The organism is Domibacillus sp., assembly GCF_031181085.1.
Classification (GTDB): Bacteria; Bacillota; Bacilli; order Bacillales; family Domibacillaceae; genus Domibacillus.
Genome location: NZ_JAPSLE010000011.1, coordinates 1 through 25,142, shown reverse-complemented (window position 1 = coordinate 25,142; position 25,142 = coordinate 1). Strand labels below are relative to the sequence as shown.

The 25,142-nt window shown below is 44.1% G+C and carries 27 protein-coding genes and 10 tRNA genes; 31 read left to right on the top strand and 6 right to left on the bottom strand.

The features are described from left to right. Positions 1–11: 11 nt before the first annotated feature. Positions 12–896 (top strand): diacylglycerol/lipid kinase family protein, encoded by an 885-nt coding sequence (locus tag RIN81_RS14295; protein ID WP_309091270.1) that lies wholly within the window; start codon positions 12–14, stop codon positions 894–896. Positions 897–953: 57 nt separating this feature from the next. On the opposite strand, the gene RIN81_RS14290 is transcribed toward RIN81_RS14295, so the two are convergent. The 6 genes from RIN81_RS14290 to mgtE form a co-directional block, all read right to left on the bottom strand. After that, entirely contained in the window at positions 954–1,568 is a 615-nt protein-coding gene (locus tag RIN81_RS14290; RefSeq protein ID WP_309091268.1) for a DedA family protein, read from the bottom strand. A 92-nt stretch (positions 1,569–1,660) separates the two neighbouring features. Further along, on the bottom strand, positions 1,661–2,779 hold the full coding sequence (locus tag RIN81_RS14285) for an MGDG synthase family glycosyltransferase (RefSeq protein ID WP_309091266.1): 1,119 nt from the start codon (positions 2,777–2,779) through the stop codon (positions 1,661–1,663). A 15-nt stretch (positions 2,780–2,794) separates the two neighbouring features. Then, positions 2,795–3,379, bottom strand: coding sequence for a DedA family protein (locus tag RIN81_RS14280; protein WP_309091264.1), 585 nt, complete (start codon positions 3,377–3,379; stop codon positions 2,795–2,797). A gap of 33 nt (positions 3,380–3,412) precedes the next feature. Next, positions 3,413–4,117 (bottom strand): polysaccharide deacetylase family protein, encoded by a 705-nt coding sequence (locus RIN81_RS14275; protein ID WP_309091262.1) that lies wholly within the window; start codon positions 4,115–4,117, stop codon positions 3,413–3,415. Between the two features lie 92 nt (positions 4,118–4,209). Further along, positions 4,210–5,115: a hemolysin family protein gene (locus RIN81_RS14270; RefSeq protein ID WP_309091259.1), complete on the bottom strand. Its 906-nt coding sequence runs from the start codon at positions 5,113–5,115 to the stop codon at positions 4,210–4,212. Positions 5,116–5,307: 192 nt separating this feature from the next. Further along, a complete protein-coding gene (gene mgtE, locus RIN81_RS14265) occupies positions 5,308–6,666 on the bottom strand; it encodes a magnesium transporter (protein ID WP_309091255.1) in 1,359 nt (452 codons plus the stop codon). Positions 6,667–6,858: 192 nt separating this feature from the next. On the opposite strand from mgtE, the gene RIN81_RS14260 reads away from it, so the two are divergent. From RIN81_RS14260 to RIN81_RS14115, 30 genes are all read left to right on the top strand, one after another. Further along, positions 6,859–7,629: a hypothetical protein gene (locus tag RIN81_RS14260; RefSeq protein WP_309091253.1), complete on the top strand. Its 771-nt coding sequence runs from the start codon at positions 6,859–6,861 to the stop codon at positions 7,627–7,629. A 208-nt stretch (positions 7,630–7,837) separates the two neighbouring features. Further along, on the top strand, positions 7,838–8,893 hold the full coding sequence (locus RIN81_RS14255) for a D-alanine--D-alanine ligase (protein WP_309091251.1): 1,056 nt from the start codon (positions 7,838–7,840) through the stop codon (positions 8,891–8,893). A gap of 12 nt (positions 8,894–8,905) precedes the next feature. Continuing rightward, positions 8,906–10,282 (top strand): UDP-N-acetylmuramoyl-tripeptide--D-alanyl-D-alanine ligase, encoded by a 1,377-nt coding sequence (locus RIN81_RS14250; RefSeq protein ID WP_309091248.1) that lies wholly within the window; start codon positions 8,906–8,908, stop codon positions 10,280–10,282. An 18-nt stretch (positions 10,283–10,300) separates the two neighbouring features. Further along, positions 10,301–10,987: an alpha/beta hydrolase gene (locus RIN81_RS14245; RefSeq protein ID WP_309091246.1), complete on the top strand. Its 687-nt coding sequence runs from the start codon at positions 10,301–10,303 to the stop codon at positions 10,985–10,987. A gap of 136 nt (positions 10,988–11,123) precedes the next feature. Next, positions 11,124–12,590 (top strand): degradosome RNA helicase CshA, encoded by a 1,467-nt coding sequence (gene cshA, locus RIN81_RS14240; protein WP_242235261.1) that lies wholly within the window; start codon positions 11,124–11,126, stop codon positions 12,588–12,590. Between the two features lie 66 nt (positions 12,591–12,656). Further along, the gene (gene acpS, locus RIN81_RS14235; RefSeq protein ID WP_309091243.1) at positions 12,657–13,007 is read left to right on the top strand and encodes a holo-ACP synthase; all 351 of its coding nucleotides are present in this window, start codon (positions 12,657–12,659) and stop codon (positions 13,005–13,007) included. Between the two features lie 46 nt (positions 13,008–13,053). Beyond that, positions 13,054–14,019 (top strand): LolA family protein, encoded by a 966-nt coding sequence (locus RIN81_RS14230; protein WP_309091241.1) that lies wholly within the window; start codon positions 13,054–13,056, stop codon positions 14,017–14,019. 150 nt (positions 14,020–14,169) lie between these two features. After that, positions 14,170–15,330 (top strand): alanine racemase, encoded by a 1,161-nt coding sequence (alr, locus tag RIN81_RS14225; protein ID WP_309091239.1) that lies wholly within the window; start codon positions 14,170–14,172, stop codon positions 15,328–15,330. 135 nt (positions 15,331–15,465) lie between these two features. After that, positions 15,466–15,747: a CopG family ribbon-helix-helix protein gene (locus RIN81_RS14220; RefSeq protein WP_050182177.1), complete on the top strand. Its 282-nt coding sequence runs from the start codon at positions 15,466–15,468 to the stop codon at positions 15,745–15,747. Between the two features lie 5 nt (positions 15,748–15,752). Beyond that, entirely contained in the window at positions 15,753–16,103 is a 351-nt protein-coding gene (locus RIN81_RS14215; protein ID WP_018395451.1) for a type II toxin-antitoxin system PemK/MazF family toxin, read from the top strand. Between the two features lie 171 nt (positions 16,104–16,274). After that, positions 16,275–17,102 carry an RsbT co-antagonist protein RsbRA gene (locus RIN81_RS14210; RefSeq protein ID WP_251273301.1) on the top strand — a complete coding sequence of 276 codons (828 nt, stop codon included), beginning with the start codon at positions 16,275–16,277 and terminating at the stop codon, positions 17,100–17,102. Further along, entirely contained in the window at positions 17,099–17,461 is a 363-nt protein-coding gene (locus tag RIN81_RS14205; protein ID WP_172645569.1) for an STAS domain-containing protein, read from the top strand. Before RIN81_RS14210 ends, RIN81_RS14205 begins: the two co-directional genes overlap by 4 nt. Positions 17,462–17,465: 4 nt before the next feature. Next, entirely contained in the window at positions 17,466–17,861 is a 396-nt protein-coding gene (locus RIN81_RS14200) for an anti-sigma regulatory factor (RefSeq protein WP_242235251.1), read from the top strand. A gap of 10 nt (positions 17,862–17,871) precedes the next feature. Further along, the gene (locus RIN81_RS14195) at positions 17,872–18,882 is read left to right on the top strand and encodes a PP2C family protein-serine/threonine phosphatase (protein WP_309091233.1); all 1,011 of its coding nucleotides are present in this window, start codon (positions 17,872–17,874) and stop codon (positions 18,880–18,882) included. A gap of 83 nt (positions 18,883–18,965) precedes the next feature. After that, a complete protein-coding gene (locus RIN81_RS14190) occupies positions 18,966–19,295 on the top strand; it encodes an anti-sigma factor antagonist (RefSeq protein ID WP_242235246.1) in 330 nt (109 codons plus the stop codon). 2 nt (positions 19,296–19,297) lie between these two features. Beyond that, positions 19,298–19,762, top strand: coding sequence for an anti-sigma B factor RsbW (rsbW, locus tag RIN81_RS14185; RefSeq protein ID WP_309091230.1), 465 nt, complete (start codon positions 19,298–19,300; stop codon positions 19,760–19,762). Continuing rightward, complete coding sequence (sigB, locus tag RIN81_RS14180; protein ID WP_242235241.1) at positions 19,740–20,534, top strand: RNA polymerase sigma factor SigB; 795 nt, start codon at positions 19,740–19,742, stop codon at positions 20,532–20,534. Before rsbW ends, sigB begins: the two co-directional genes overlap by 23 nt. Beyond that, on the top strand, positions 20,534–21,130 hold the full coding sequence (locus tag RIN81_RS14175; RefSeq protein WP_309091228.1) for a PP2C family serine/threonine-protein phosphatase: 597 nt from the start codon (positions 20,534–20,536) through the stop codon (positions 21,128–21,130). The genes sigB and RIN81_RS14175 overlap by 1 nt, the downstream gene beginning before the upstream one ends. A 64-nt stretch (positions 21,131–21,194) precedes the next feature. Continuing rightward, entirely contained in the window at positions 21,195–23,345 is a 2,151-nt protein-coding gene (locus RIN81_RS14170) for a Tex family protein (protein WP_309091226.1), read from the top strand. After that, positions 23,342–23,809, top strand: coding sequence for a SprT family protein (locus tag RIN81_RS14165; RefSeq protein ID WP_309091224.1), 468 nt, complete (start codon positions 23,342–23,344; stop codon positions 23,807–23,809). Before RIN81_RS14170 ends, RIN81_RS14165 begins: the two co-directional genes overlap by 4 nt. Before the next feature lie 159 nt (positions 23,810–23,968). Next, positions 23,969–24,043 (top strand) — tRNA-Asn (locus RIN81_RS14160). Positions 24,044–24,048: 5 nt separating this feature from the next. Further along, positions 24,049–24,139 (top strand) — tRNA-Ser (locus tag RIN81_RS14155). 14 nt (positions 24,140–24,153) lie between these two features. Beyond that, a tRNA-Glu gene (locus tag RIN81_RS14150) sits at positions 24,154–24,225 on the top strand. 52 nt (positions 24,226–24,277) lie between these two features. Continuing rightward, positions 24,278–24,354: transfer RNA gene (locus tag RIN81_RS14145), tRNA-Asp, on the top strand. 15 nt (positions 24,355–24,369) lie between these two features. Then, positions 24,370–24,444, top strand: a tRNA-Gln gene (locus RIN81_RS14140). A 7-nt stretch (positions 24,445–24,451) separates the two neighbouring features. After that, a tRNA-Lys gene (locus RIN81_RS14135) sits at positions 24,452–24,527 on the top strand. A 101-nt stretch (positions 24,528–24,628) separates the two neighbouring features. Further along, a tRNA-Leu gene (locus tag RIN81_RS14130) sits at positions 24,629–24,714 on the top strand. Between the two features lie 9 nt (positions 24,715–24,723). Beyond that, a tRNA-Arg gene (locus RIN81_RS14125) sits at positions 24,724–24,800 on the top strand. Between the two features lie 18 nt (positions 24,801–24,818). Then, a tRNA-Pro gene (locus tag RIN81_RS14120) sits at positions 24,819–24,892 on the top strand. Between the two features lie 13 nt (positions 24,893–24,905). Then, positions 24,906–24,979: transfer RNA gene (locus RIN81_RS14115), tRNA-Gly, on the top strand. Positions 24,980–25,142 lie beyond the last annotated feature (163 nt).

Below are 25,142 nucleotides of genomic sequence, written 5' to 3'. Positions count from 1 at the left end.
GCGTGGCAACGGTGCGTTTTACAAAAGGACTTTTTATACACAACGAGCATGCCGGAAGTCAAAGAGAACCGGTTATTGAACAAGTAATATCGGTTTTGAAGGAAGCGGTCGGGCATATTGAGCGGAAAGTGATTACCGAACCCGGAGAAGGAGAAAAACTGTGCTATGAGAACGTTCAGGATTATGATATTGTCATCATTTATGGGGGTGACGGAACGGTTCATGAATGTATCAATGGAATTGCCAGATTGGAAAAAAGGCCTGTTGTCGCCGTACTGCCAGGTGGAACCTGTAATGATTTCAGCCGGGCAATTGGAGTTCCGGAAGACTTGAACGCGGCCTGCCGCCTCTTAAAAACAGGTGTTGTCCGTAAAGTAGACGTCGGTGCCATGAACGATCGTTTTTTTGCAAACTTTTGGGGGATCGGCATGATTACCGATACTTCCAAAAATATCGATGAAAACAAAAAATCCATGATCGGCAAAATGAGCTACTATTTAAGTGCCCTTGGAACGGTCCGTCATCCATCTTTTTTTCATTATATGATCGAAGCGGACGGAAGGAAACTTGAAGGGGAAGCCGCACTGGTTGTTGCGTTGAATGGAAATTATATCGGGACAGTTGACCTTCCTTTTCAAGCGAATCATGAAGACGGTTACTTAGAACTTATCATCGTAAAAGACTCAGGCTTTCCGCTTATAAAAGAAGTGATTCAAACAAAGAAAATTAAAGCAACAGGAGAACATGCCGCGAATCTTGAACACTACCATGTTCAATCATTCACAATTCAAACCGATCATCCGATGCTTATCGACATGGATGGAGAAGTGTATGCTGTGACGCCGGCTGTCTGCAACGTTAAAAAAGGGCATATTGACTGTCTTTGTTCCGCATAAAAGCGCCCCGCCGAAGAAAGGCAGGACGCTTATTGAAAAAGAGCCGAACATTCCGTTTTAAGTAGAGCGGCTACGGAATTTGCGTATAAACCAAGTAACTGCCGCGATAAAAATAATAGCTAAAATCGCATAAACGATATTTGAATACACATCCATATAGTCAACGATCGTATGCCATGAATCGGAGAAAGCGGCACCCAAGTTTACAAGAACAGTATTCCATATTAACGTTCCAGCAGTCGTAAACAAAACAAATAAAAGAAAATTCATATTAGACATGCCGGCAGGGATAGAAATTAAGCTTCGGATAAGAGGAACCATGCGGCAGAGAAAAACCGTCCAAACTCCATATTTATCAAACCAGGCATCCGCCCGGTGAATATCCTCGTTTTTCACACGAAGAAGTTTGCCGTAACGGGCCACGATTTTCTCCATTGTTTGTACATCTAATATCAACCCGACACCGTATAAAATAATAGCCCCTATAACCGATCCGGCTGTTGAAACGAGTATAACTCCCGTAACAGTCAAATCTGTCTGGCTGGTCATTACACCGCCAAAGGTAAGAATAACTTCAGACGGAATCGGAGGGAATATATTTTCAAGTGCAATCAAGAAAAAAATGCCCCAGAGTCCATACTGCTCCATCATTGAAATAATCCAGTTTTCCATAATAACCCTTTCCATGAAGAAATTTTGTCGTCTCGGTTGACATTATAGCATGCTCCTTTATGCATTCACCAATAAAAACAGGACGCCTGCTTTTACAGCGGGACAGAAGAAGAGTTTTTCCCGAAAATAGACAGCAATGTCGTCGTTAAATTCTGCTCTTTTTCAAGACTGTATTGATGAAGCCTTTTTTTCCATTTGCCTCGTTCAATATCGCTGTCGATAATGGCAGTAATCTGCTGTTCAATAGGAAGATCATCCGTCAGTTCATAAATAAGTTCGCGCTTTTTTAAATAGTCGGCATTAAACTCTTCCTGGCCGGGCAAGGCGCCTGAAATAAAAACAGGCAGCTCTTTTTCAAGCACTTCACTGACAGTAATTCCGCCCGGTTTTGTAATAATGGCAGATGCTTCTTCGTAAAACCGATTCATTTCTTCACGGCTGCTCATATAAGGCAGAGCTTTAATGCGCGGATTTTTCAGCAGCTCAATTTGTGTGCGCAGCTTTTCGTTATGGCCGCACAGCACTTTATACGTGTAAGAAAGCGTTCTTTCGTTTAAATGCTGCAGCAATTTTTCAAGCTGTCCTAACCCGCTGTTACCGCCTGCAACAAGAATAGACCGGTGTTTAGTTCGGGCGTGTCCCGTTGCAAAAGAAGGATGAATCGGAATACCCGTTACGTAAATGCGGTTTGCAGAAACGCCGAGCCGGATAAGCCATTTTTTTGCTTCAAGATGAGGAACAAAATGGTAATCAATGCCGCGTTTTCCCCATACATCACTGACAAAGAAGTCTGTATATACGTTGATCACCGGAATTGTAATTTTTTGTTGGCGTTTCAAGTGGTTAAGCAGCTTTGATGGGTAGCTGTGTGTACAGATAATATAGTCGGGACGCTCTTTTTCTATGAGCCGGGCAAGACGGAACTCGAAGTATTTATCCCATACATGGAGAGGCATTTGATTGCTTCTTCTGCCATCAGGTGTGTAAATAAAAGATTTGTAAAACTTGCTGTAGGATTCGGGTTTTTTGCTGATCCACTGCATGTACATTTTAGAGACAACAGATTCTAGTGATTCGTGGCAATAACTGAGAATATCTACAGTTTGAATGTTCGCGTCCGGACAAACCATACTAATATGTTCGATAACCGCTTCCGCTGCTTTATGATGGCCCGATGACAGACGAAATAAAGGAAGCACAATAATTTTCATCTTAACTTGACTCCTTTAACGGCGGGAATGTGACGATTTTTTCCATTTTATAATAAAGTGAATAACAAACAAAACAAAAAAGACAGCACCGGCAATGGCTAGATATTCTGGTTTAATTTGAATATAAGAGCTGATTAAGAAACCAGCTGACATATACATAAGTACCCATACAGAACCGCCTAAAACAGAGAGCGCAAGAAAACCAGAAATGGAAAACTTAGCGATTCCGGCGAAATATGGATTAAACTGCCGAACACCCGGGATGAAAAAGCCAGCTAAGAGCGAGCGCGATAAATCCCAATGCATAATAGTTTTTCCAAGCCTTTTTTTCGTAACACCCAGGTATTTCCCGTAACGGTCCAAAAGCGGCTGTCCGACAATCCGCCCCAGCGAATAGCTGACAGCCATTCCGACCAATGTGCCCGCAAGAAGGGACGCAAAAGCTTTAGAAAAAGAAAGCGAGCCGTTCTTAGCAAGCATTCCCACATAGACGTATAAACTTTCTTCCGGCACCGGGATGCCGACAATGCCAAAAATACCAGCTAAAAATAAAATAGCGTATCCATATTTCGCTAAATAGGCAATGACTAATGATTCCATTTAATCCCTCACTTTAACACGAAGCAGCTTACTTTACGACTTGGAGCGGTACAAAGTGCTAACTGTTACAAATGAAAAAGCAGCCGATTCTTGATCCATTAAAAAAAGACGCAGGGCTTCCAGCATAACTGCAGGAGCTTTTTCATAGGCACCAAAGGTATGTCCACTGTCATGCAGGGTAATAACGGCGCCATTGGAACGGGCAAGGCGCAATTTTTGGGCCAGCTTCTCAGGAGTCATTTTTTTCTTCCAGTCTCCCGGAATAGCTGTCCACATAACCGTCTGAAAAGGCTGTGCTTTTTGCAGCGTGAACGGGTTGAAATGCCCCCAGGGCGGCCGATACAGCTCAGCGCGATTCCCCGTAATCGCTGTAATATGGCTGGCGGCTTGTACAAGTTCCCGTTCCAGCGCGGCTGGTGAAAGCAGCCAGCTGGATATATGGCGGTTATTATGGATCCCAACCTCGTGGCCTTCTTTTTCCATTCTACGAATCAAATCGGGATAAAGTTTCGCTTTTTCCCCGATAACAAAAAATGTAGCTTTTACATTATATTGTTTGAGCAGGTCTAATAGAAGAGGTGTATAAACAGGGTTTGGACCGTCATCAAAAGTCAGGGCGATTTCTCGACGGTCAGGTCCTTGTTTCTTCACTCTTTTGGCATATGACCGACCGTATACCGTCGGGAGCACTGTCCACGAGGCGGCAAGCAGAAGACCTGCAGCTAAAAGCTTTTTCATGCTAAAACTCCATTTCCGAATATCATTTCTTTCTCATTATAATAGCCCTTTTAGGAAAACACAAAAACCCGCCGGAAGGGCGGGTTTTTGCATTAGGCGTTATATGGTTCTATAACCGCAATGGATGAAGGCTCATCCCCGGTTTGTACGGCTTCCCGGTCCGGTACACGCTGAATTTCAACGTGACGGATCTGCTGATCTTCCATTTGTAAAACAGTAAATAAAAATCCACTGTGCTCGATTGATTCACCGGGCTGAATATCATACCTCTCTGTTAACATCCAGCCGCCAAGCGTGTCAACATCCTCGTCATTCATATAAATGCCGAGCAATTGAGCCGTTTCGGAAACGTGCATTTTGCTGCTCGCGATAAAGTGTAAGTCTCCAATTTGCTGAATAACGGGTGGTTCAGCCACATCAAATTCGTCATAGAGTTCGCCGACAATAACCTCAACGATATCTTCCGCTGTTACGATACCTGATGTGCCGCCGTATTCGTTCAACAGTATCACCATTTGTGTCCGCTCTGTCTGCATTTTCGTAAGCAGTTCATGAACGGGAGTGGAGTCAATTACCCGTGTAATGGGCCGGACAAAATGTTTAATGCTTTTTGAACCGACAACCGGGTCTGACACATACTCAGCAATGACTTCTTTAAAGTTGACAAAGCCAATGATACGGTCCTTATCACCGTCCGCTACCGGATAGCGGGTATGCTTTGTTTCACGGAAAATCTTTACACAATCCCGAACTGCATCTTCCTTATCAAAATACACCATCTCTGTTCGAGGCACCATCACTTCTGTTGCTGCCCGGTCATTCAACTGCGACAGGTGATTTTCAGGATCGGTCCCCGTTAATTCAGCGAGAAGAGCGGAAGAATGCTTTCTCGAGGGGGGTTCTCCTGTTTCATTTGTTTCTTTCCGTTTTACGTAACGAATGGCTGTAAATGACAACGCCAAAAGGATAACAGCAATCAGCCCAATCCATATGTCCAATCAGATTTCTTCTCCCGCAAGCGGCGAAAGAAGAAGTCACCTCCTATTTAATATGATGATCAAATTCGAAAAACCGGCAGTGTAGAAAAAGCGAGCTGCTGTCAATGTCCCATTTGATCACCCTCTTCCTATCAGCCTTTTTATTAATATTATTATAATAAGAACAGATAATTCGGTCAAACAGCGGCATTTTTACAAAAGATGTGCTAAAAACCAGGATGCAATCGTAAAATACGTAATAAGTGAAAAAATATCATTAATGGTTGTGATAAGCGGGCCGGATGCAACAGCCGGATCAATGTTTAATTTATACAGTACGAGCGGAATAACCGTGCCTGACAGGGTTCCGATGATCAATGTCAGCAAAAGAGACGATGCTACCACAAATCCAAGAACGGCGCTGCCCTGCCAGAAAAACGCAATAAAAAAAATCAAAATACCGCACACCGCGCCGATAATCAAGCCAACGCCAAATTCGCGGCCGACCAAGGCAAGAACAGTCCGCATATCGATGTCTCGTGAAGCAAGTCCGCGCACGACAACGGCCAACGACTGCGTGCCGGTATTTCCGGTCATGCCTGAGATCATAGGCATAAAATAGGTGAGTGCTACTACTTGATTGATTGTATTTTCAAAGCCGGAAATAATGCTGCCGGACACAAGTCCGATAAACAGGAGCAGTACAAGCCACGGCAGACGCCTGAAAGCCGCGATGCCTGCTTTTGTATCAAAATCAATCGACTTCCCGGAAGCAGAAAGCTTTTCGATGTCTTCATTTGCTTCTTGAATGACGACATCAATAATATCATCAAATGTAACAATTCCAATTAAAATGCCGGCTTCGTCCACAACCGGGATTGCGAGAAAGTCATACCGTTCAATCAAGCGGGCAATTTCCTCCTGGTCGGTATATACATCAACGGAAATCACCCGCCCATACATGATATCGGCAATTTTCTCATGTGTATCTGCAAGAAGCATGTCCCGGTAAGAAACAACGCCAACGAGTTTTTTTTCGTCGTCAATCACATAGAGGTAATTGATCGTCTCCGCAAACTCAGCGAATGTTTTTAATTTTTCCACCGCTTCCCGTACGGTATAGGAATGTTTAATCCAGACAAATCGGTTTGTCATAAGCCGTCCGGCTGTTTCCGGTGGATAGCTCATCATATTGTGGATGATGGTTGACTCTTCTTCTTTCATACCAGATAAAAACTGCTCCATGTTTTCTGGAGACATATCGTCAAGGAGAGACGCCAAGTCATCATTGTCCATATCATCGAGTACTTTACGAGAGCGTTCTTTTCCGACTTTTTTCAGGACGGCCATCTGCTCATCATGCTCAAGCTCCTGAATCATGTCGGTTAAGATTGGAATCGTTAAATGAAGCAAAAAACGTGTCTGGTGCTTGTTCGGAAGGTTCCGATAAATAGCCGCCATATCATAAGGGTGGAGTTCATCGATCAGCTGCTGCAAATCTGTTTTCTTACCTTCTTTTAAATGCTTGATAACAAGCAGGGTCAGCTGATCCTCGGTTAAGTTCGAAATCACAGGCATCCCCTCCTTTAACGTGAAATTTGAGCTGCTTCTTCAGTATAAAGTGAAACTATTTAAAAAGTAGTACTGTTTTGTAAAGTTCCTTAAAATTTACATACGCAGCGAGACGAATTTTGATAAGATAAAAGTATAGCAAAAAAAGCTGGTTTCAGCTATGCACTTTGTCATGATGTGGAGGTAAGGCGATTGAAAAATCCCGGAAACGTGAAAGAGCTCATTTATATACATTTACATCCTATTAATCAGTATGTGATTTCATATGGAATTGAATTCCAGGAATTTTTGAGGTCTCTTCCGGCAACGCCGCCTCATCTGCTTTTGTTAAAACATAAGTTTGAAGGCAGCGACTTTAATATGCATACCCGTTTTGATTATATCGAAGCAGGAGAACTTCCGCGTCTGTTAAAAGAAGATGTCGGTGAGTACGGCGATTTCTGCTGGGTTGACTTTGAAGATTCGGATGGATTAAACGAAATGGAAGGGCCCGAAATTGCCGAACTTCTTTATTTGGCACATAGTAAAGAACATCTGCGCCGCCCCTTTTACAGCAAGCTGAATAACCGCTATGCATACTTATCACACGATGATGAATGGTTTAATAAAACCTATTATCGAAATATGCAGGACTTTTACGGAATGCTCGGCAAGCTCATTGCCTTAAAGCTCGGACTTTTTCGAAGTGAGCGGTCATTTTTCGCATTAAAAAAGGGATCTGCTTTTCCGCCGATACCACCTGATATGATTGCGAGACTCAGCAGCGGAATGAAGGAAGGGATTGTTATTTCTCTTTCTAAAGCGGAGCAAAGCCGTTTTAAAGTGGAGGTACCGATGTGGATTGTTGGAGACCACACAAGCATGGACGATGTCTTTGATGATTACGTGACGAGCTTCCGAACACCACCGAATGCCCGGCTTATATTTGATAAGAAAACACACGAATGGAGTATTTTCTCTTGAAAAGCGGATTCTCTTTTTGAGAATCCGCTTCATTATTATGCAAAAGCTCGTTACAGATGCAAGGGCCTAAAGCAACAGGCAAAAGAGAGTTATTTCTTTTAAGCATTATGCATATACATAAATTGAGTATGAAGTCGGATGGAAAGATTCTGCTTATTAAATGAAAGCATGGTAGAATAAGAGAGACCGACTTTTTTGGAGGATGACTATGAAAACAAAACTTGGATTGCTTTACGGGGGAAAATCAGCAGAACATAACGTGTCATTGCAAACAGCAAAAGCTGTTACAGCAGCGATCAATTTAAATAATTTCGATGTATATCCAATTTACATTTCAATAGATGGTACCTGGACAGAAGGAGAGAAGCTTCAAGGGCCGGCTGAAACAGTAGAAGAACTGAAACTGACTGGTAACGGCGGAACGGAGCATGTTTTATCCATGCTTGCACAAAATAAATATGATGTTGTCTTTCCACTTTTGCATGGGCCAAATGGGGAAGACGGAACGGTGCAGGGCCTTCTGGAAGTATTAAATGTTCCTTATGTAGGAAACGGTGTGCTTGCTTCATCGGCGGGCATGGACAAAATTATGATGAAAAATGTATTTGCTCAAGCCGGCTTAAAGCAGGTAGATTATACACATATAACGAAAGTAAAATGGGAACAAAACAAGGAAGAGGCATGCCGCCGCATTGAAGAAAAGCTTGGCTGGCCGTGCTTTGTTAAGCCGGCTAACCTCGGTTCAAGCGTCGGGATCAGTAAATGTCAAAGCCAGGATGAGCTAATGGCGGCGATGGAAGAAGCTTTTCAATTTGACCGGAAAGTGATCATTGAAGAAGGGGTAACGGCACGCGAAATCGAAGTCGGCATCCTTGGCAATGACGAGCCGGAATGCTCGGTAATCGGAGAAATTGTACCGAAGAAGGATTTCTATGATTATAAAGCAAAGTATGAAGACGGTGATACCGGGTTGATTATTCCGGCGGACCTTACCGAGGCACAGCAAAAAGAAATGAAGGAACTGGCCATCCGGGCATACCAGTCACTTGACTGTTCAGGCCTTGTGCGGGCGGATTTCTTCTTAACCAAAACGGGTGATTTCCTTATTAATGAAGTGAATACAATGCCGGGCTTTACACCATTCAGCATGTTCCCGCTTCTTTGGAAAGAAGCGGGCGTGGAATATCCGCAGCTGATTGAGAAAATGATTGATCTTGGTATTGAACGACATAAAGAAAAACAATCGATTAAATACACGGTTTAAAGGTGGGCGCTCATGATTGAAAAAACAGTCGAGCAAATAACAGACATGATCAATGTCGAAAATGATGTAACAAAATGGTACAACCAAAAAATTAAAGGTGTTTCGATCGACTCCCGCAAAGTGGACGGCGGCCGCCTGTTTATCCCGTTTTCCGGAGAGAATACAGATGGGCATCAGTACGTACGCCAGGCGATCGAAAGCGGGGCAGGTGCAGCGCTTTGGCAAAAAGACGTGCCTGGAATGCCGGAGGATTTGCCTGTATTAGTAGTAGAAGATACGCTGCTTGCTCTGCAGCAGCTGTCAAAATCTTATCGTGATTCCCTGGAAGTGAAAGTGATTGGAGTTACTGGAAGTAACGGCAAAACGACAGTCAAGGATATGACAGCTTCCGTTTTTGGAGAAAAGTACCGCGTACAAAAAACAGAAGGCAATTACAATAATCATATCGGCCTGCCGCTTACGATGCTTTCTCTCCAAGAGAGCACTGAAATTGCAATTTTAGAAATGGGGATGAGCGGCAGAGGAGAAATTGAACTTCTCTCCAAGCTCGCCTCCCCTGATGCTGCGATTATTACTAATATCGGTGAAGCGCATTTGCAGGACTTGGGCTCGCGTGAAGCGATTGCAGATGCGAAGCTGGAAATAACGGCAGGAATGTCTGAAGACGGTACGCTTGTTTATTTAGGAGATGAGCCGCTTCTTTCAGAACGCGTAACAGAAGAAGCAGATTTCCAGACAAAAACATTTGGTATGGATAAAAGCAATGATATGCACCCAATCTCTATTGAGCAAACAGAAAGGGGCAGCCGCTTTACCATGAATCAAGCACCTGCTCTTGCGTTTGAGCTTCCTGTTCTTGGCCAGCACAATGTAACCAATGCGCTTGCGGCTGTTTCGGCAGCATCTTTGTTTGATGTACCATTCGAAGCGGCTGCTAAAGGCTTGAAAAAAGTCGAGCTGACTAAAATGCGCATGGAGTGGGTAGAAGGCAAAAATGGCGTGAAAATCATTAATGATGCTTACAATGCGAGTCCTACATCTGTGAAAGCGGCCGTTTCTCTTGTGGCGGATTTACCGTCAACCTCTAAAAAAATTGTGGTGCTTGGCGATATGCTGGAGCTTGGTTTGGATGAAGAGCTGTTTCACTATCAGACAGGGCAGGCAATCGATGCGGAAAAAATTGATTACGTATTCACATACGGAACACTCGGGCAGTTTATTGCCTCAGGTGCAAAAGGCTCGTTTGGCTCTGAGCGTGTTTTTTCTTTCCAGGACAAAGATGAATTGGTGCAATCCCTTCAAGGGATGCTCCAAGGCGGTGAGCTGATTCTTGTAAAAGCGTCAAGAGGCATGAAGCTTGAAGAGGTTGTGGAAAGTCTTTCACATTAAAAAAGGCGGTGGATCATCATGAACGGATGCTTATGCATTCATGGCTTCACTGGCTCCCCATATGAAGTACAGCCGCTTGCTGATTACTTGCGTGCCCATACGGATTGGAAAATTGCCGTGCCCGTTTTGCCGGGGCACGGCGAAACACTGTCCTTGAAAAAAGTTTCCTGTAATGAGTGGCTTGACTGTGCAGAAGCAGCACTGCTGGAGCTCTTAGAGGAATGCGAGACGGTTTACCTGATCGGTTTTTCGATGGGAGGACTGATCGCTGCTTACTTAGCGGCTCGTTATCCGGTGCGGAAGCTGGTGATGCTGAGTGCAGCGGCTAAATATTTGAACCCGTCCCAGGCTAAGCAGGATATCCGGGTGATGTTCCAGGATTTACGAGAGAAAAAACTCCACGAAAATGAATTGTTTTTAAGATACCGGGAGAAGCTGTTAATGACTCCGCCAAGTGCAGCACGTCAGTTTCAAAAGGTAGTCGGGCTTGCGCGGCCATCCTTGAGGAAAATTAATATTCCGGTGTTTATTGCGCAGGGAACAGCAGACGGAATCGTGCCTGTTAAAAGTGCTGCGTATATTTACCGCCGCCTTTCCTCGGCTGAACGGCACTTGTACTACTCGCCTGACGCGAAGCATTTAATTTGCCATACAGGGAATACTGAAGAGCTTTTCAAGAAAGTCTTTACTTTTCTTTCCGAATAACGTAAAGTTATACAAATGCGCATTGAAAATTCGGACGTGAAATGATAAGATGGAAAAGACATGTTGCTCTTCGCATAAATGTAGAAGGGTATTTTTTTGTGCGGATGGCAGTTTAACATAGAAGGAGAAGAAACTATTGACAAAATTTAAAGATTTAAATTTAAGCGAAGCAACGCTGAAAGCAATTGACAAAATGGGCTTTGAAGAGGCGACGCCGATTCAGTCTGAAACGATTCCTTTAGGCTTAACCGGAAAAGACATCATCGGACAGGCACAAACAGGAACGGGTAAAACAACAGCGTTTGGTATCCCGATGGTAGAAAAAATTGACACAAAAAATGAAGCAATCCAAGGGTTGATTATTGCACCGACACGCGAGCTTGCCATTCAGGTTTCAGAAGAACTTTATCGAATCGGCAGCGGCAAACGTGTCCGCGTGCTGGCTGTTTATGGCGGACAGGACATTCAACGCCAAATTCGCGCGCTTAAACAACGCCCGCATATTATCGTTGGAACACCGGGACGTATTCTAGACCATATTAACCGCCGTACATTAAAACTTGAAAATCTTGAAACGCTTGTTCTTGACGAAGCAGATGAAATGTTGAACATGGGCTTTATTCAGGACATTGAATCAATTCTTTCAAATGTTCCTGCAGAGCGCCAGACACTTCTTTTCTCAGCAACAATGCCGGGTCCAATCCGGGCGATCGCTGAGCGCTTTATGAAAGATCCAGAAATGATCAAAGTAAAAGCGAAGGAAATGACAGTTTCTAACATTGATCAGTATTACGTGAAAGTACCGCAGCGTGAAAAATTCGATGTTCTTGCCCGTTTGATGGATTCTCATTCACCGGAGCTTGCAATCATCTTTGGTCGTACAAAGCGCCGTGTTGATGAGTTGGCAAATGCACTTAGCCTGCGTGGCTACCAGGCGGAAGGTATTCATGGTGACTTGACACAAGCAAAGCGTTTAACAGTATTAAACCGTTTTAAAGCAGGAAAAATCGATGTGCTGGTAGCAACAGACGTTGCGGCGCGCGGTCTTGATATTTCTGGCGTTACACACGTTTATAACTATGATATTCCACAGGATCCTGAAAGCTATGTTCACCGTATCGGCCGTACAGGACGCGCTGGTAAAGAAGGTATGGCGATTACGCTGGTTGACCCACGTGAAATGAGCTATCTGCGTGAAGTGGAACGTACAACGAAAAAACGTATGAACCCGATGGAAGCTCCATCTTGGGATGATGCGCTTAGCGGTCTGCAGCAAGCGGCTGTTACAGAGCTTGAAGAAGCGATTGCTAAAAATGAATGGGCAGAATACCGCTCATTTGCAAAGGAAATGCTTGACCAGTACGGTGCAGAAGATGTTGTAGCGGCGGCATTAAAACTTATTACAAAAGAGCCGGACCGTACACCGGTTCATATTACAAATGAAGCGGCACTTCCACAAAAACGTGACAAGTTCCGCAGCAAAAACTCAGGCGGATACCGCAAATCTGGCGGAGGTGGACGCCAGGGCGGCGGACGCTCTTACGGAAACCGTGACCGCAAAGGCGGATCAGGCAGCGGTCGCCGTAAATATTCATCTAACTAATCAATGATCGACGAAAGCCGTTCCGGAAGCCCGGAACGGCTTTTTTTTTAAGAAAGGATGGCTGTTATGATTAAGGGCATTGGGATGGATATTGTTGAAATTGACCGGATCAAGCGGCTGATTGATCGACAGCCGAAATTTTTAGAGAGGGTGCTGACACCGGCGGAGCTCGATTCTTATCTCCAAAAAAAAGGCACACGCCGCTTTGAATATGCTGCCGGGCGCTTTGCGGTTAAAGAAGCATTCTCAAAAGCGGCCGGGACAGGCATTGGCGGGGAGCTGTCGTTTCAGGATATTGAAGTAGGTGCAGACGAGAGAGGCAAGCCGATTCTCATCCAGCCGTACAGTGAAGGCGTTCATGTCACGATTACCCATAGCCAGCATTATGCCGCAGCAGTTGTAATCATTGAATCATAATTGTACAGGCCTCCTCATATAGTGCTAGTGAGGAAGGGGTGCGGGGATGAAAAAGTGGATCGGATTGCTGTTGATGGTGCTTCTTTTATCTGCGTGCGGAGGGTCGCCGTCACAAGAAGACGTTGTAAAGGAAATTTCCGACAAAGCAAGAAATGCCGCCGGTTATAAAGCGAAAGCTATTTTAGAAGTGCAGGCAGGTGAAGAAAAGCAAACGTATAACGTAGACATTTGGAATCAGCGTCATACGAATTACCGCGTTCATCTTTCATCGGTAACCAATAAGCACAGCCAGACGATTGTTAAAAACAAAACAGGGATTTATGTGATGACTCCATCACTCGGCAAAAGCTTCCGCTATGAAAATAATTGGCCGGAAAATAGCAGCCAGTCCTACCTGTTTGAATCGCTGGCTGCCGATATCCAAGCTGATGGAGAAGCTGTTTTTAAAGAAACAGAGGATTACTATGTGTTCCAAACAAAAACGCGCTACACAAACAGTCAAATGCTTCCAAAGCAAGAGATTTCATTTCACAAGAAAAATTTCACCCCAGCGCTTGTGAAAGTAATGGATACGAAGGGGAAGGTTGTTATTTCGGTTGTATTTAAAAAGATGGACTTAAAGCCGAAATTTGCAAAAGATGATTTTAGTGAAAAGAAAGCCGCCGCCAAAGAAACAGCTGGCGCATCGCCTTCGGAATTCATGATTCATTATCCAACAGAGACCGGAGGAGCAGAGCTGGCAGATGAAACCCGGATTGATAACCGTGTGATCTTAACTTATGAAGGCAGCAAGCCATTCACATTGATTGAGCAGCCTGCCGTTCCTAGTGAAGAAGGAATCGCCCGTGCGTCCGGCGACTTGTCCGATATGGGCTTTGCGGCCGGGGAGGCAGAAGACGGGTCACTTCATTGGGTATATAATGGTGTGGAATTTATGCTGGCGTCAGATAAACTGTCCCAGGGCGAGATGGCGCGCATTGCCGCTTCGATCTCACCGGAATCAATTAAATAAGAGGCAGCGGTGCAGTTTACCGCCGCTTTTTTTTTGTTTAAAATAGGAAATGCGTAAGAATCCCGATTAGCGCTGAATGGTCTGGAGCGCTCCGGTTTGGATAAGAAGAACCACAGGCTGAGGACTAGGGAGTAAAGAGCAAGACGATAAATGAACTGGGAAGTGACATCAATGGAATTCTACCGGGACACCTGGGCAGAAATTGATTTGGATGCAATAAAATGGAACGTGGAAAAAACATTAGAACAGCTTGATTCTTCCGTATTTTTATATGCAGTTGTAAAAGCAAACGCATACGGACATGGAGATGTGCAGGTCGCCCGGGCAGCTGTTCAAGCTGGCGCAAAAGGGCTGGCGGTCGCTTTTTTAGATGAAGCGTTAAAGCTGAGAGCATCAGGGATTAAAGTGCCTATTCTTGTGTTAGGTGCAAGCCGGCCGGAGGATGCCCATTTAGCAGCAGCCCAAGGTATCTCACTTACGGTGCATAATGAAGAGTGGTTTGAAAAAGCTGCTGTACATAAAGGGCAGCAGCTGAATATACATTTAAAATGCGATACTGGAATGGGCCGTATCGGTTTTAGGGATGAATCCGAGCTGCTTCAAGCGATCAGTCGGATTGAAGCGTCAGACCGGCTTATTTTTGATGGGATCTTCACTCATTTCGCAACAGCGGACGAAGAAGAAACAAACTACATGGAGGAACAGCTTACACGCTTTCAAGAGATGCTTGACGCATTAAAAGAAAAGCCTCAGTTTATTCATTGCTCAAATAGCGCAGCCACGCTTCGGTTTAAAGGAGTGGGCTTTAACGCGGTCCGGCTTGGTATTGCTATGTATGGGTTGACGCCTTCGACTGAAATATCCGCGCAACTGCCTTTTCCGCTTAAGCCGGCTTTTTCGTTGAAGTCAAAGCTTGTTCATGTAAAAAAGCTTAAGCCTGGTGAAAAAGTAAGTTATGGAGCCACCTACGAAGCTGCTGAGCATGAATGGATCGGCACCCTTCCCATTGGTTATGCAGACGGCTGGATTCGCAAGTTAGGCGGGCAGGATGTGTTAATCGACGGCCGGAGGATGCCAATTATAGGCAGGATTTGCATGGATCAGTGCATGGTAAGGCTTTCAGAGGAATATAAAACCGGAACATTGGCAACACTCATTGGACAACAGCAAAATGAAGAAATTTCAATGGAAGAAATCGCCGAGAAAAGAGAAACCATTAATTACGAAATTCCATGTGTGATTACGTCACGTGTGCCAAGAGTGTATGTAGAAAACGGAAAAAAAGTGTCTGTGACCAATCCTCTGTTGTAATAGATTTGACCGTCAAAGGTCCTGTTGTGTAACATTTTTTGAAAATGTCTTTCCAAACCCTTTCAGTGAATGGTATGATAAGTGGGACAGTAATAAGCAAAGAGATGTGTGCAGTGATTGGTGGAGGTGTAGTTCTTGTCTGAATCCGGTACGACGACAGATGTGTTAGTAAACTTGCCAAAGCAGTTTGTGAATGAACTTGACTGTTTTGCGGAACAGGAAGAAATTAGCCGCAGTGAATTCATTTACCGCGCAACAAAAATGTATTTACGCGAGCGAAAAAAACGTCATATTCAAGAATCGATGCGGCGTGGTTATATGGAAATGGCCAAGATCAACCTTGCTATTGCATCAGAAGCGATGCAAGCCGAATTTGAGGCAGGAAACACAGTCGAACGTTTAGTAAGTGGAGGATAAACCGTGTGATCGTAAAACGTGGTGACGTATATTTTGCAGACCTGTCCCCTGTTGTCGGCTCCGAACAAGGCGGCGTCCGGCCTGTTCTTGTCGTTCAAAACGACATCGGGAATCGGTTCAGTCCCACTATTATCGTCGCAGCCATTACAGCTCAGATCCAAAAAGCCAAACTGCCGACGCATGTGGAAATTAATGCGGAGCGGTATGGATTTGAAAGAGACTCCGTTATTTTACTCGAACAGATTCGAACGATCGACAAGCAGCGGCTTACAGATAAGATCACGCAGCTTGACGACGGAATGATGGAGAAAGTGGACGACGCTTTGCAAATTAGTTTAGGTCTTATACAATTTTAACAAAGCACCTCTCGTTTAAACGGAGGTGCTTTTTTTCTTTAAACCATAATTTTTCACGCCTGTCAGATGATACGGCTTTTTAATTACTCAAATAACCTTTATAATAAAAATAATGAACGTTTTTGACGAAAACCGCAGATTTGGAGCGGAACGACGATTGGAGAGAACCGAATGCGGAAAAAGATTTTTCAATATGTACAGTCTCACAATGATGACATATTAAACGAGTGGATTGAATTGATGCGCACAGAAGCTGACGAGCGCGCTGTTCAGGCTATGTCTGACCATATGTTTGTAAAAACAAGTTCAGAGTTTATCCAGCTCGTTATGTCGAACTTTTCAGATTCCGAGGAAAAATTCCAAGAGCGTGCTGTTGACTTCTCAGAGAAGATTGTCCGTCTTGGATGGCCTTTGACAATGATTACAGATGGTCTTCGTGTTTTTGGGAAGATTGTTGAAAACGGCATGCAGCGCTCAGGTGAAATTAATCAACAAACTTATATTGATTTTACAGCAGAGATCAATAACTGGATTTTTCCGATGTATAAAACCATCACAGAAGCGTACACCACATCTTGGGAACGGACGATTTCTCTTCAAAAAATTGCCCTTCAGGAATTATCTGCACCACTGATTCCGGTTTTTGACAAAATTTCTGTTATGCCGCTTGTCGGCACAATTGATACGGAGCGGGCAAAGCAGATTATGGAAAACTTGCTTGAAGGGGTCGTCAGCCATCGAGCCGAAGTGGTATTAATTGATATTACCGGTGTACCGGTTGTAGATACAATGGTTGCCCACCATATTATCCAAGCGGCAGAAGCGGTCCGTCTTGTTGGAGCAAAGTGCACCATTGTCGGCATTCGTCCAGAAATTGCTCAAACGATTGTAAATTTAGGTATTAATCTTGAAGATGTAACAACGACGAGCACAATGAAAAAAGGCGTAGAGCAGGCGCTTGCATCGACGTCAAGACAAATTGTGGAGGTACAAGAATGAACATGAGAATTCCGATTTTAAAACTGCACGATTGTTTACTCATTTCGATCCAATGGGAGCTTGATGATCAAACAGCTCTGCAATTTCAAGAAGATCTTCTTCATAAAATCCATGAAACAAGTGCAAGAGGAGTCGTCATTGATTTTACATCCATTGATTTCATCGATTCATTCATTGCAAAAGTACTGGGCGATGTAATCAGCATGTCTAAGCTAATGGGAGCTAAAGTGGTAATTACAGGTATTCAGCCTGCCGTTGCGATTACGCTGATCGAGCTTGGTATTCGTCTGGAGGAAGTGATGACCGCACTGGATCTCGAAAAAGGTTTGGAGAAACTTCAACGGGAACTGGGGGACTGACACGATGGACTCTAGTGTGAAAATTATAAATGAATGGGATATCGTAGCGGCGAGACAACTTGGCCGGAATGTAGCGAAAGAGCTTGGTTTCGGTACGGTTGACCAGGCTCGTATTACGACTGCGATCAGTGAACTGGCTCGTAATATTTATTTGTACGCAGGCCAGGGAGAAATAACAATAGAGAAAGTAGAGAATGGAGCGAAAAAAGGAATGACCATTGTTTCCCGTGACGAGGGGCCGGGTATTCCGGATCTTCGAAAAGTCATGGAAGACGGTTTTTCAACTTCGGGTGGACTTGGAGCTGGACTTCCCGGTGTAAAAAGGCTGATGGATGAATTTTCTATTGAATCTACGCCGGGCGAAGGGACGCTTATTAAGTCGGTGAAGTGGCTCCGTTAGGAGGACAAGGATGAATTTCAGAGATACGATGCTCGATGAATACAAAGAAATATTAAAGACGTATATTAATGACCAAACTGAACAGGCTTTATACATGAGCCAAAAATTCAGCCGGAAGTCAATCGAGTATAAAATATCGCCGGAGGAAATGATCAGCCTTCATAAAACATCCATTATGGATCTTGAACCGGACCTTCCGGAATCGCTTCTTCTGTCGCTTGATATTCTGCTTGAGGTGATGATGAGTTATGGCTTGGCGTATCGTGAGCATCAAAGCTTGCGTACAATCCAGCGAGAACTGATCAATGAAATCGAAGTAGCTGCGAGCATGCAGCAGACACTTCTTGGCACACAGATTCCTTGCATTCCCTCTATGGACATCGGGGCAATCAGTGTGCCGGCCAAGCAAATGAGCGGAGACTATTACCATTTTGTATCACATGAAAATGGCGCGATCAGTGTAGCGATTGCTGATATTATTGGCAAAGGAATTCCTGCAGCCCTTTGTATGTCGATGATTAAGTATTCGATGGATAGTATGCCGGAGGATAGCCAGGCCCCGGGCGATGTACTTGAGCGCCTAAACCGCGTTGTAGAACAGAATGTAGACCCGACAATGTTTATTACGATGTTCAGTGGTTTGTATAATCCGGAAACACATGTTTTTTCTTACTCATCTGCCGGCCATGAACCAGGCTTTTTTTATCATGCCGATACAGGAGAATTTGATGAACTGCAGGCAAAAGGTCTGCTGCTCGGCGTAGACAAGAAAACAAAGTACAAAGAGTACGAACGGAAAGTAGAAGTTGGGGATATTATTCTGCTCATGTCAGATGGTGTAACAGAATGCCGAACAGAAGAAGGTTTTTTAGAGGTAGACACACTTATTGGGTATATTAAAAAATACATACATCTTGACGCGCAGGATATCGCCGACAAAGTATACAAAGAGCTGGAGTATTTACAGGATTTTCAGCTTCGTGACGATTTTACGCTCATTATTTTAAAAAGAACTTCTTAATGGGTTTAATCCTTATATACGAAGGGTATAAAAGGGATATTGAGTAATGAAGCGATTAATATGTTAAAGGTGGTTTATCCTAAATGAATATTTCAATTGACGTACAAGAACAGGAACAACAGACAACGATCAAACTTGCAGGTGAAATTGATGCCTACACGGCACCAAAATTGCGTGAAACAGCGTTTCCTTATACAGAGAAAAAAGAAGCGGATCTTGTCGTTGACCTGTCTGGTGTTACATATATGGACAGTACAGGTCTTGGCGTTTTCGTCGGACTTTTTAAAAGCTTAAATGCGAATGATGGAACCATGAAGCTAGTTGGGTTATCTGATCGCTTAAAGCGTCTTTTCGATATTACGGGCCTTGCGGACATCATGAACATTAATTCTGGATCAGAAGGTGGCGTGTAAGAATGACGTATGCTGATTATGTAGAAATGAAAATCCCGGCCAAGCCAGAATTTGTCGGTATTACAAGATTAACGCTCTCCGGTATTGCCAGCCGGATGGGTTTTTCATATGACACGATTGAAGATTTGAAAATTGCAACAAGTGAAGCGATTACGAATGCTGTCCAGCACGCTTATAAAGGGGAAGAAGGAGAAGTGCTGATCGGCTTTCGCCTTTATGAGGATCACCTGGAAGTGATTGTATCGGATAACGGAAATAGTTTTGATTTTAAAGAAACAAAAGAGGCACTGGGGCCCTATACAGAAAAGTCAGTTGAATTCCTTCGTGAAGGAGGGCTGGGCCTTTATTTGATCGAAACACTGATGGATGAAGTGAGAGTACATCAAAATGAAGGGATTACTTTGTTTATGACAAAGTATCTCGAAGGAGAGCAGGTGGAGAGGGATGCAGAAACCATCTCGACCTAACCAAGCTGCAAAGCTTCAGGCAATCGAATGGATCAAGGCTTTTCAGGAAAACGGAGACCGGGACGCTCAAGATAAGCTTGTGAAACATTATCATGGATTGGTGGAGTCTATTGCTAGAAAATATTCAAAAGGGCGTTCCCACCATGAAGACATCGTGCAAGTAGGGATGATGGGACTGCTGGGAGCAATCCGCCGATATGACGATTCTTTTGGGAAAAGCTTTGAAGCATTCGCCATTCCGACTATTGTAGGAGAAATCAAGCGATTTTTGCGCGATAAAACATGGAGTGTACATGTACCGAGGCGTATAAAAGAACTAGGCCCAAAAATTAAATCAGCGAATGAAGAATTAACCACTTCTCTTCAACGGTCACCCCGCGTTGATGAGATCGCCCATTATCTTGATATTTCAGAGGAAGAAGTATTGGAAGCAATGGAGATGGGCAAAAGCTATCAGGCGCTATCAGTGGATCATTCCATTGAAGCCGATTCGGATGGAAGTACGGTAACGCTTCTTGATATTGTTGGAAACCGTGAAGAAGGATATGAGCGTGTCGACCAGCGCCTTGTTCTTGAAAAAGTATTACATGTGTTATCCGACCGGGAAAAGCAGATTATACAATTTACCTATCTTGAAAACCTGAGTCAAAAAGACGCGGGGGACAAGCTTGGTATTTCCCAAATGCATGTTTCCCGGCTACAAAGAAGGGCTATTAAAAAGTTGAAAGAAGCGATCCATGCTGAAGCCTATTCGACGGAGCACCTTTCTTAATGGAAAAAATACAAAATGAACAGCTAGAATTAATAGCAGGTACACATTCAAAAAACAGAAATTCTTTTTGTGGGGATACCTATTATTTCGCGCAGGAGGGAAACTCGTTTGTTTGTTTGCTTGCAGACGGCCTTGGAAGCGGCCGCTACGCCTATGAGTCATCACAAGCAGCGGCGGAAATTGTGAAACGGGATTGGCAGGAAGAATCGGTCGAAGGAATGATGAATTTAATTAACACCGCTATGTTTCAAAAACGTGGAGCGGCGGTTGCGCTGTTTAAAATTGATTTTAATGCACGAAGTTTTGAATATACGTGCGTCGGCAATATTCGTTTCTACTTATATGCTAAAGATGGAAAACTTACGTATCCTCTGCCTGTCACCGGTTATTTATCCGGCCGTCCGCAACGGTATAGAATGGAACGCTTTACGTATGAGCCGGGCAGCAAATTTCTTGTTCATTCAGATGGCGTTAATTTGCTTAACACAAAAGAGCTGATGCGCTACCGGAGTGCAGAACAGATTGCAGCAGAACTGGACGCTGTCGCTTTAAAATCAAATGACGATGCAACCTTTTTAGTTGGCAACCTGCTGTGAATCAGCGGGTTTTTTCTTTTTTTGCTACAATATGAATATTCAAGAAAGAAGCGGAGGCACCTGTATGGAGGAACAGTTAATTAAAGCAGCGGCAGCAGATACAAAAATCAGTGTGAAACAAGTAAAAGCTGTTATTCAGTTAACAGAAGAGGGGAATACAATTCCCTTTATCGCCCGGTATCGAAAAGAAATGACCGGATCACTGGATGAAGTAGAAATTCGAACAATCTTAGAGAAATATACATACCGCAAAAATCTTGAGCAGCGGAAAGAAGAGGTTGTCCGTTCGATTACCGAACAGCAAAAAATGACTCCTGAGATCGCAACAGCTATTGAGGCAGCAGCAACATTGCGGGCTGTAGAGGATATCTATCGTCCGTTTAAGCAAAAAAAGCGTACAAAAGCGTCCGTTGCAAAAGAAAAAGGTTTAGAGCCTTTAGCCAAGTGGCTTCTATCCTGTCCTAAAGGCGCGCAAATTGATCAAGAAGCTCAACAATATACAAATGAGCAAGTAGAAAACATAGAAGCCGCTCTTCAAGGCGCAGCGGATATCATTGCAGAGACTATTGCAGATGATGCAGCGGTTCGGGAGCGTATACGGCTTGACTTGACGAAATATGGAAAAATAAAAACAGAGTTAAAAGGTGAAGATGAAAAAGAAGTCTTTAAAATGTATTACGATTATGAAGAGCCAATTAACAAAATTGCTCCCCACCGCACGCTTGCTGTGAACCGAGGCGAAAGTGAAGGAGTCCTAAAGGTTGCTGTCTCTTTTGATGAAGAGCGTGTAATCCGCTATTTAACAAAGAAATTCATTCAAAATGAACAAAGCCCTGCAGCCCCGATTCTAGTGGATGCGGCCCGGGATGCATACAAGCGTCTTATTCGCCCCTCTGTAGAAAGAGAAGTGCGGAATGAACTGACAGAAGCAGCAGAAGAACGGGCTATCCACATTTTTTCGGAGAACTTAAAAAATCTTCTGCTCCAGCCGCCGTTAAAAGGAAAAGTGGTTCTTGCAGTCGATCCGGCATACCGAACAGGATGTAAAATGGCGGTTGTAGATGAAACGGGAAAAGTTCTAGCGATTAAAGTCATGTATCCGCACACAGGAGAAGGAAAGAGAAAAGAAGCGAGAGAGCTGTTTAAACAGCTTGCAGAAGAGTTTGAAGCAGACATTATTGCTATTGGAAACGGGACGGCTTCAAGGGAAACCGAACAATTTGTAGTAGAAATGCTGCCGAGCCTCAAGAAAAAAGCTGCTTATATAATTGTAAATGAAGCAGGGGCCAGCGTGTATTCTGCGTCTGATATTGCACGCGAGGAGTTTCCTCACCTTCAAGTAGAAGAAAGAAGTGCTGTATCGATTGGGCGCCGCATTCAAGACCCGTTGGCGGAGCTGGTAAAAATCGATCCGCAATCGATTGGCGTAGGCCAGTACCAGCACGATGTATCTCAAAAGAAATTATCCAGCTCGCTTGCATTCGTGGTAGAAACAGCCGTAAACCGTGTGGGTGTGGATGTGAATACAGCTTCTCCTTCGCTGCTTGAACACGTAGCAGGGTTAAATAAAACAGTAGCCAAAAATATTGTTCAATATCGAGAAGAAAACGGAAAATTTACGAAGCGTTCTGTGATCAAAAAAGTGCCGCGTCTTGGCGGGAAGACCTTTGAACAGTGCATCGGCTTTCTGCGTATTACAGATGGAGAAGAACCGCTTGACCGGACACCTATTCATCCGGAAAGCTATAAAGAAACAACCGCTCTGTTGAAATCGCTTAGATTTAAAACGACAGATATTGGTTCAGAAGAGCTGGGAGCTGCTCTTCAGACGGTGAATACAGAGCAAATAGCAAAGGAGCTTGGCATTGGCGAGCTGACATTGAAAGATATTATTGACTCACTTCAAAAGCCGGGACGCGATCCGCGTGACGAAATGCCGGCGCCGCTTTTAAAAACAGATGTCCTGAAAATGGAGGATCTTCAAAAGGGAATGGAGCTGCAGGGAACCGTTCGGAATGTAACAGACTTTGGCGCTTTTGTAGATATCGGCGTAAAGCAGGACGGACTCGTTCATATTTCAAAATTGAAAAAAGGATTTGTGAAAAATCCTTTCGACGTTGTGTCAGTTGGGGATATCGTAACCGTCTGGGTAGATGCTGTAGAAGCTGGAAAAGGAAGAATTTCATTGACGATGGTTAAAGACGAATCTAAATGAAAACGAGCGATAAAATGATTCAAAAGCTGACAGAAGAGCTGTCAGAACGTTTTTTTAATCGGCCTTTTCTGCACCGGGCATATATTAACAAGCGGCTTCGGACAATCGGAGGCCGCTACCTGCTTGTATCTCACAATATTGAAGTGAATGAAAAATACATTGAAGCTTTTGGAGAAGAAGAGCTCATTGGTATTTTAAAGCACGAGCTGTGCCATTACCATCTTCATCTGCAAGGGAAAGGGTACAAGCATGGGGATGAGGACTTTAAAGAGCTGCTGAAACAAACCGGATCGCCGCGTCACTGCCGGACACTTCCAGAACAGGAAGGGAAGCAGAAACAAAGAAAGATTGTTTTTTATAAATGCTCAGGATGCGGAATAAAGTATAAAAGATACCGGCGTATTAACACATCAAAATATGTATGCGGGGCATGCCGGGGAGTTTTAAAAGAAATTATCGAATAATGATGTTGACAATTGCTGCTTCAATTGATATTTTAATTGAGCAGCTTTTTTTATAAAGGTGTTCAATTAATAAATATTGAAAAATAGCTAAAAAAGTTGTTGACTATAAATGAGTAATTGGTTTATAATACTAAGTGTCGATAAGATAACATTCGTTATTCCGCAGTAGCTCAGTGGTAGAGCAATCGGCTGTTAACCGATCGGTCGCAAGTTCGAGTCTTGCCTGCGGAGCCAAATTTGGGGAAGTACTCAAGAGGCTGAAGAGGCGCCCCTGCTAAGGGTGTAGGTCGGGTAACCGGCGCGAGGGTTCAAATCCCTCCTTCTCCGCCATATTTTACTTTTAAGGCCCCTTGGTCAAGCGGTTAAGACACCGCCCTTTCACGGCGGTAACACGGGTTCGAATCCCGTAGGGGTCATCGTCGGGAAGCCGGCTTCACCGGTTTCCCTTCTTTATGTTTAATATTCCATGGTCCGGTAGTTCAGTTGGTTAGAATGCCTGCCTGTCACGCAGGAGGTCGCGGGTTCGAGTCCCGTCCGGACCGCCATTTTAAAGAAAGTATTGGGCTATAGCCAAGCGGTAAGGCAACGGACTTTGACTCCGTCACGCGAAGGTTCGAATCCTTCTAGCCCAGCCATTTTTTCGAGCCATTAGCTCAGTCGGTAGAGCATCTGACTTTTAATCAGAGGGTCGAAGGTTCGAGTCCTTCATGGCTCACCATTCCTTCGAAACCTTTTAAAAAAGTGTTGACAAGGCAATGAAGTTCATGTAAAATATTATTTTGTTGGCAAACGACAATTTGGTGCGCGGAACGCTTTTATGCGGTCGTGGCGGAATGGCAGACGCGCTAGGTTGAGGGCCTAGTGGGGGCAACCCCGTGGAGGTTCAAGTCCTCTCGGCCGCACCAAATAAATAAGCGCCCGTAGCTCAATTGGATAGAGTACTTGACTACGAATCAAGCGGTTAGAGGTTCGAGTCCTCTCGGGCGCGCCATTTTATTATATTACTTAACGGGAAGTAGCTCAGCTTGGTAGAGCACTTGGTTTGGGACCAAGGGGTCGCAGGTTCGAATCCTGTCTTCCCGATCTTCATTTTTATGCGGGTGTAGTTTAATGGTAAAACCTCAGCCTTCCAAGCTGATGTCGTGGGTTCGATTCCCATCACCCGCTCCAGAATATTGAACATTGAAAACTGAACAAAATCAATAAAAACGTCAACGTTTTAATTTTTATCTTCCATTAAAACACCCCGTGTTTTAATGGAAACAAATGAGCAAGTCAAACACTTTTTGGAGAGTTTGATCCTGGCTCAGGACGAACGCTGGCGGCGTGCCTA

Bases quoted from the DNA above. Each gene is read 5' to 3' on its own strand.
- RIN81_RS14290 (WP_309091268.1), bottom strand. From the start codon at position 1,568: ATGGAAAACTGGATTATTTCAATGATGGAGCAGTATGGACTCTGGGGC.
- RIN81_RS14285 (WP_309091266.1), bottom strand. From the start codon at position 2,779: ATGAAAATTATTGTGCTTCCTTTATTTCGTCTGTCATCGGGCCATCAT.
- RIN81_RS14280 (WP_309091264.1), bottom strand. From the start codon at position 3,379: ATGGAATCATTAGTCATTGCCTATTTAGCGAAATATGGATACGCTATT.
- RIN81_RS14275 (WP_309091262.1), bottom strand. From the start codon at position 4,117: ATGAAAAAGCTTTTAGCTGCAGGTCTTCTGCTTGCCGCCTCGTGGACA.
- RIN81_RS14255 (WP_309091251.1), top strand. From the start codon at position 7,838: ATGAAAACAAAACTTGGATTGCTTTACGGGGGAAAATCAGCAGAACAT.
- RIN81_RS14250 (WP_309091248.1), top strand. From the start codon at position 8,906: ATGATTGAAAAAACAGTCGAGCAAATAACAGACATGATCAATGTCGAA.
- RIN81_RS14245 (WP_309091246.1), top strand. From the start codon at position 10,301: ATGAACGGATGCTTATGCATTCATGGCTTCACTGGCTCCCCATATGAA.
- acpS (WP_309091243.1), top strand. From the start codon at position 12,657: ATGATTAAGGGCATTGGGATGGATATTGTTGAAATTGACCGGATCAAG.
- RIN81_RS14230 (WP_309091241.1), top strand. From the start codon at position 13,054: ATGAAAAAGTGGATCGGATTGCTGTTGATGGTGCTTCTTTTATCTGCG.
- alr (WP_309091239.1), top strand. From the start codon at position 14,170: ATGAACTGGGAAGTGACATCAATGGAATTCTACCGGGACACCTGGGCA.
- RIN81_RS14210 (WP_251273301.1), top strand. From the start codon at position 16,275: ATGCGGAAAAAGATTTTTCAATATGTACAGTCTCACAATGATGACATA.
- RIN81_RS14205 (WP_172645569.1), top strand. From the start codon at position 17,099: ATGAACATGAGAATTCCGATTTTAAAACTGCACGATTGTTTACTCATT.
- RIN81_RS14200 (WP_242235251.1), top strand. From the start codon at position 17,466: ATGGACTCTAGTGTGAAAATTATAAATGAATGGGATATCGTAGCGGCG.
- RIN81_RS14195 (WP_309091233.1), top strand. From the start codon at position 17,872: ATGAATTTCAGAGATACGATGCTCGATGAATACAAAGAAATATTAAAG.
- RIN81_RS14190 (WP_242235246.1), top strand. From the start codon at position 18,966: ATGAATATTTCAATTGACGTACAAGAACAGGAACAACAGACAACGATC.
- rsbW (WP_309091230.1), top strand. From the start codon at position 19,298: ATGACGTATGCTGATTATGTAGAAATGAAAATCCCGGCCAAGCCAGAA.
- sigB (WP_242235241.1), top strand. From the start codon at position 19,740: ATGCAGAAACCATCTCGACCTAACCAAGCTGCAAAGCTTCAGGCAATC.
- RIN81_RS14175 (WP_309091228.1), top strand. From the start codon at position 20,534: ATGGAAAAAATACAAAATGAACAGCTAGAATTAATAGCAGGTACACAT.
- RIN81_RS14170 (WP_309091226.1), top strand. From the start codon at position 21,195: ATGGAGGAACAGTTAATTAAAGCAGCGGCAGCAGATACAAAAATCAGT.
- RIN81_RS14165 (WP_309091224.1), top strand. From the start codon at position 23,342: ATGAAAACGAGCGATAAAATGATTCAAAAGCTGACAGAAGAGCTGTCA.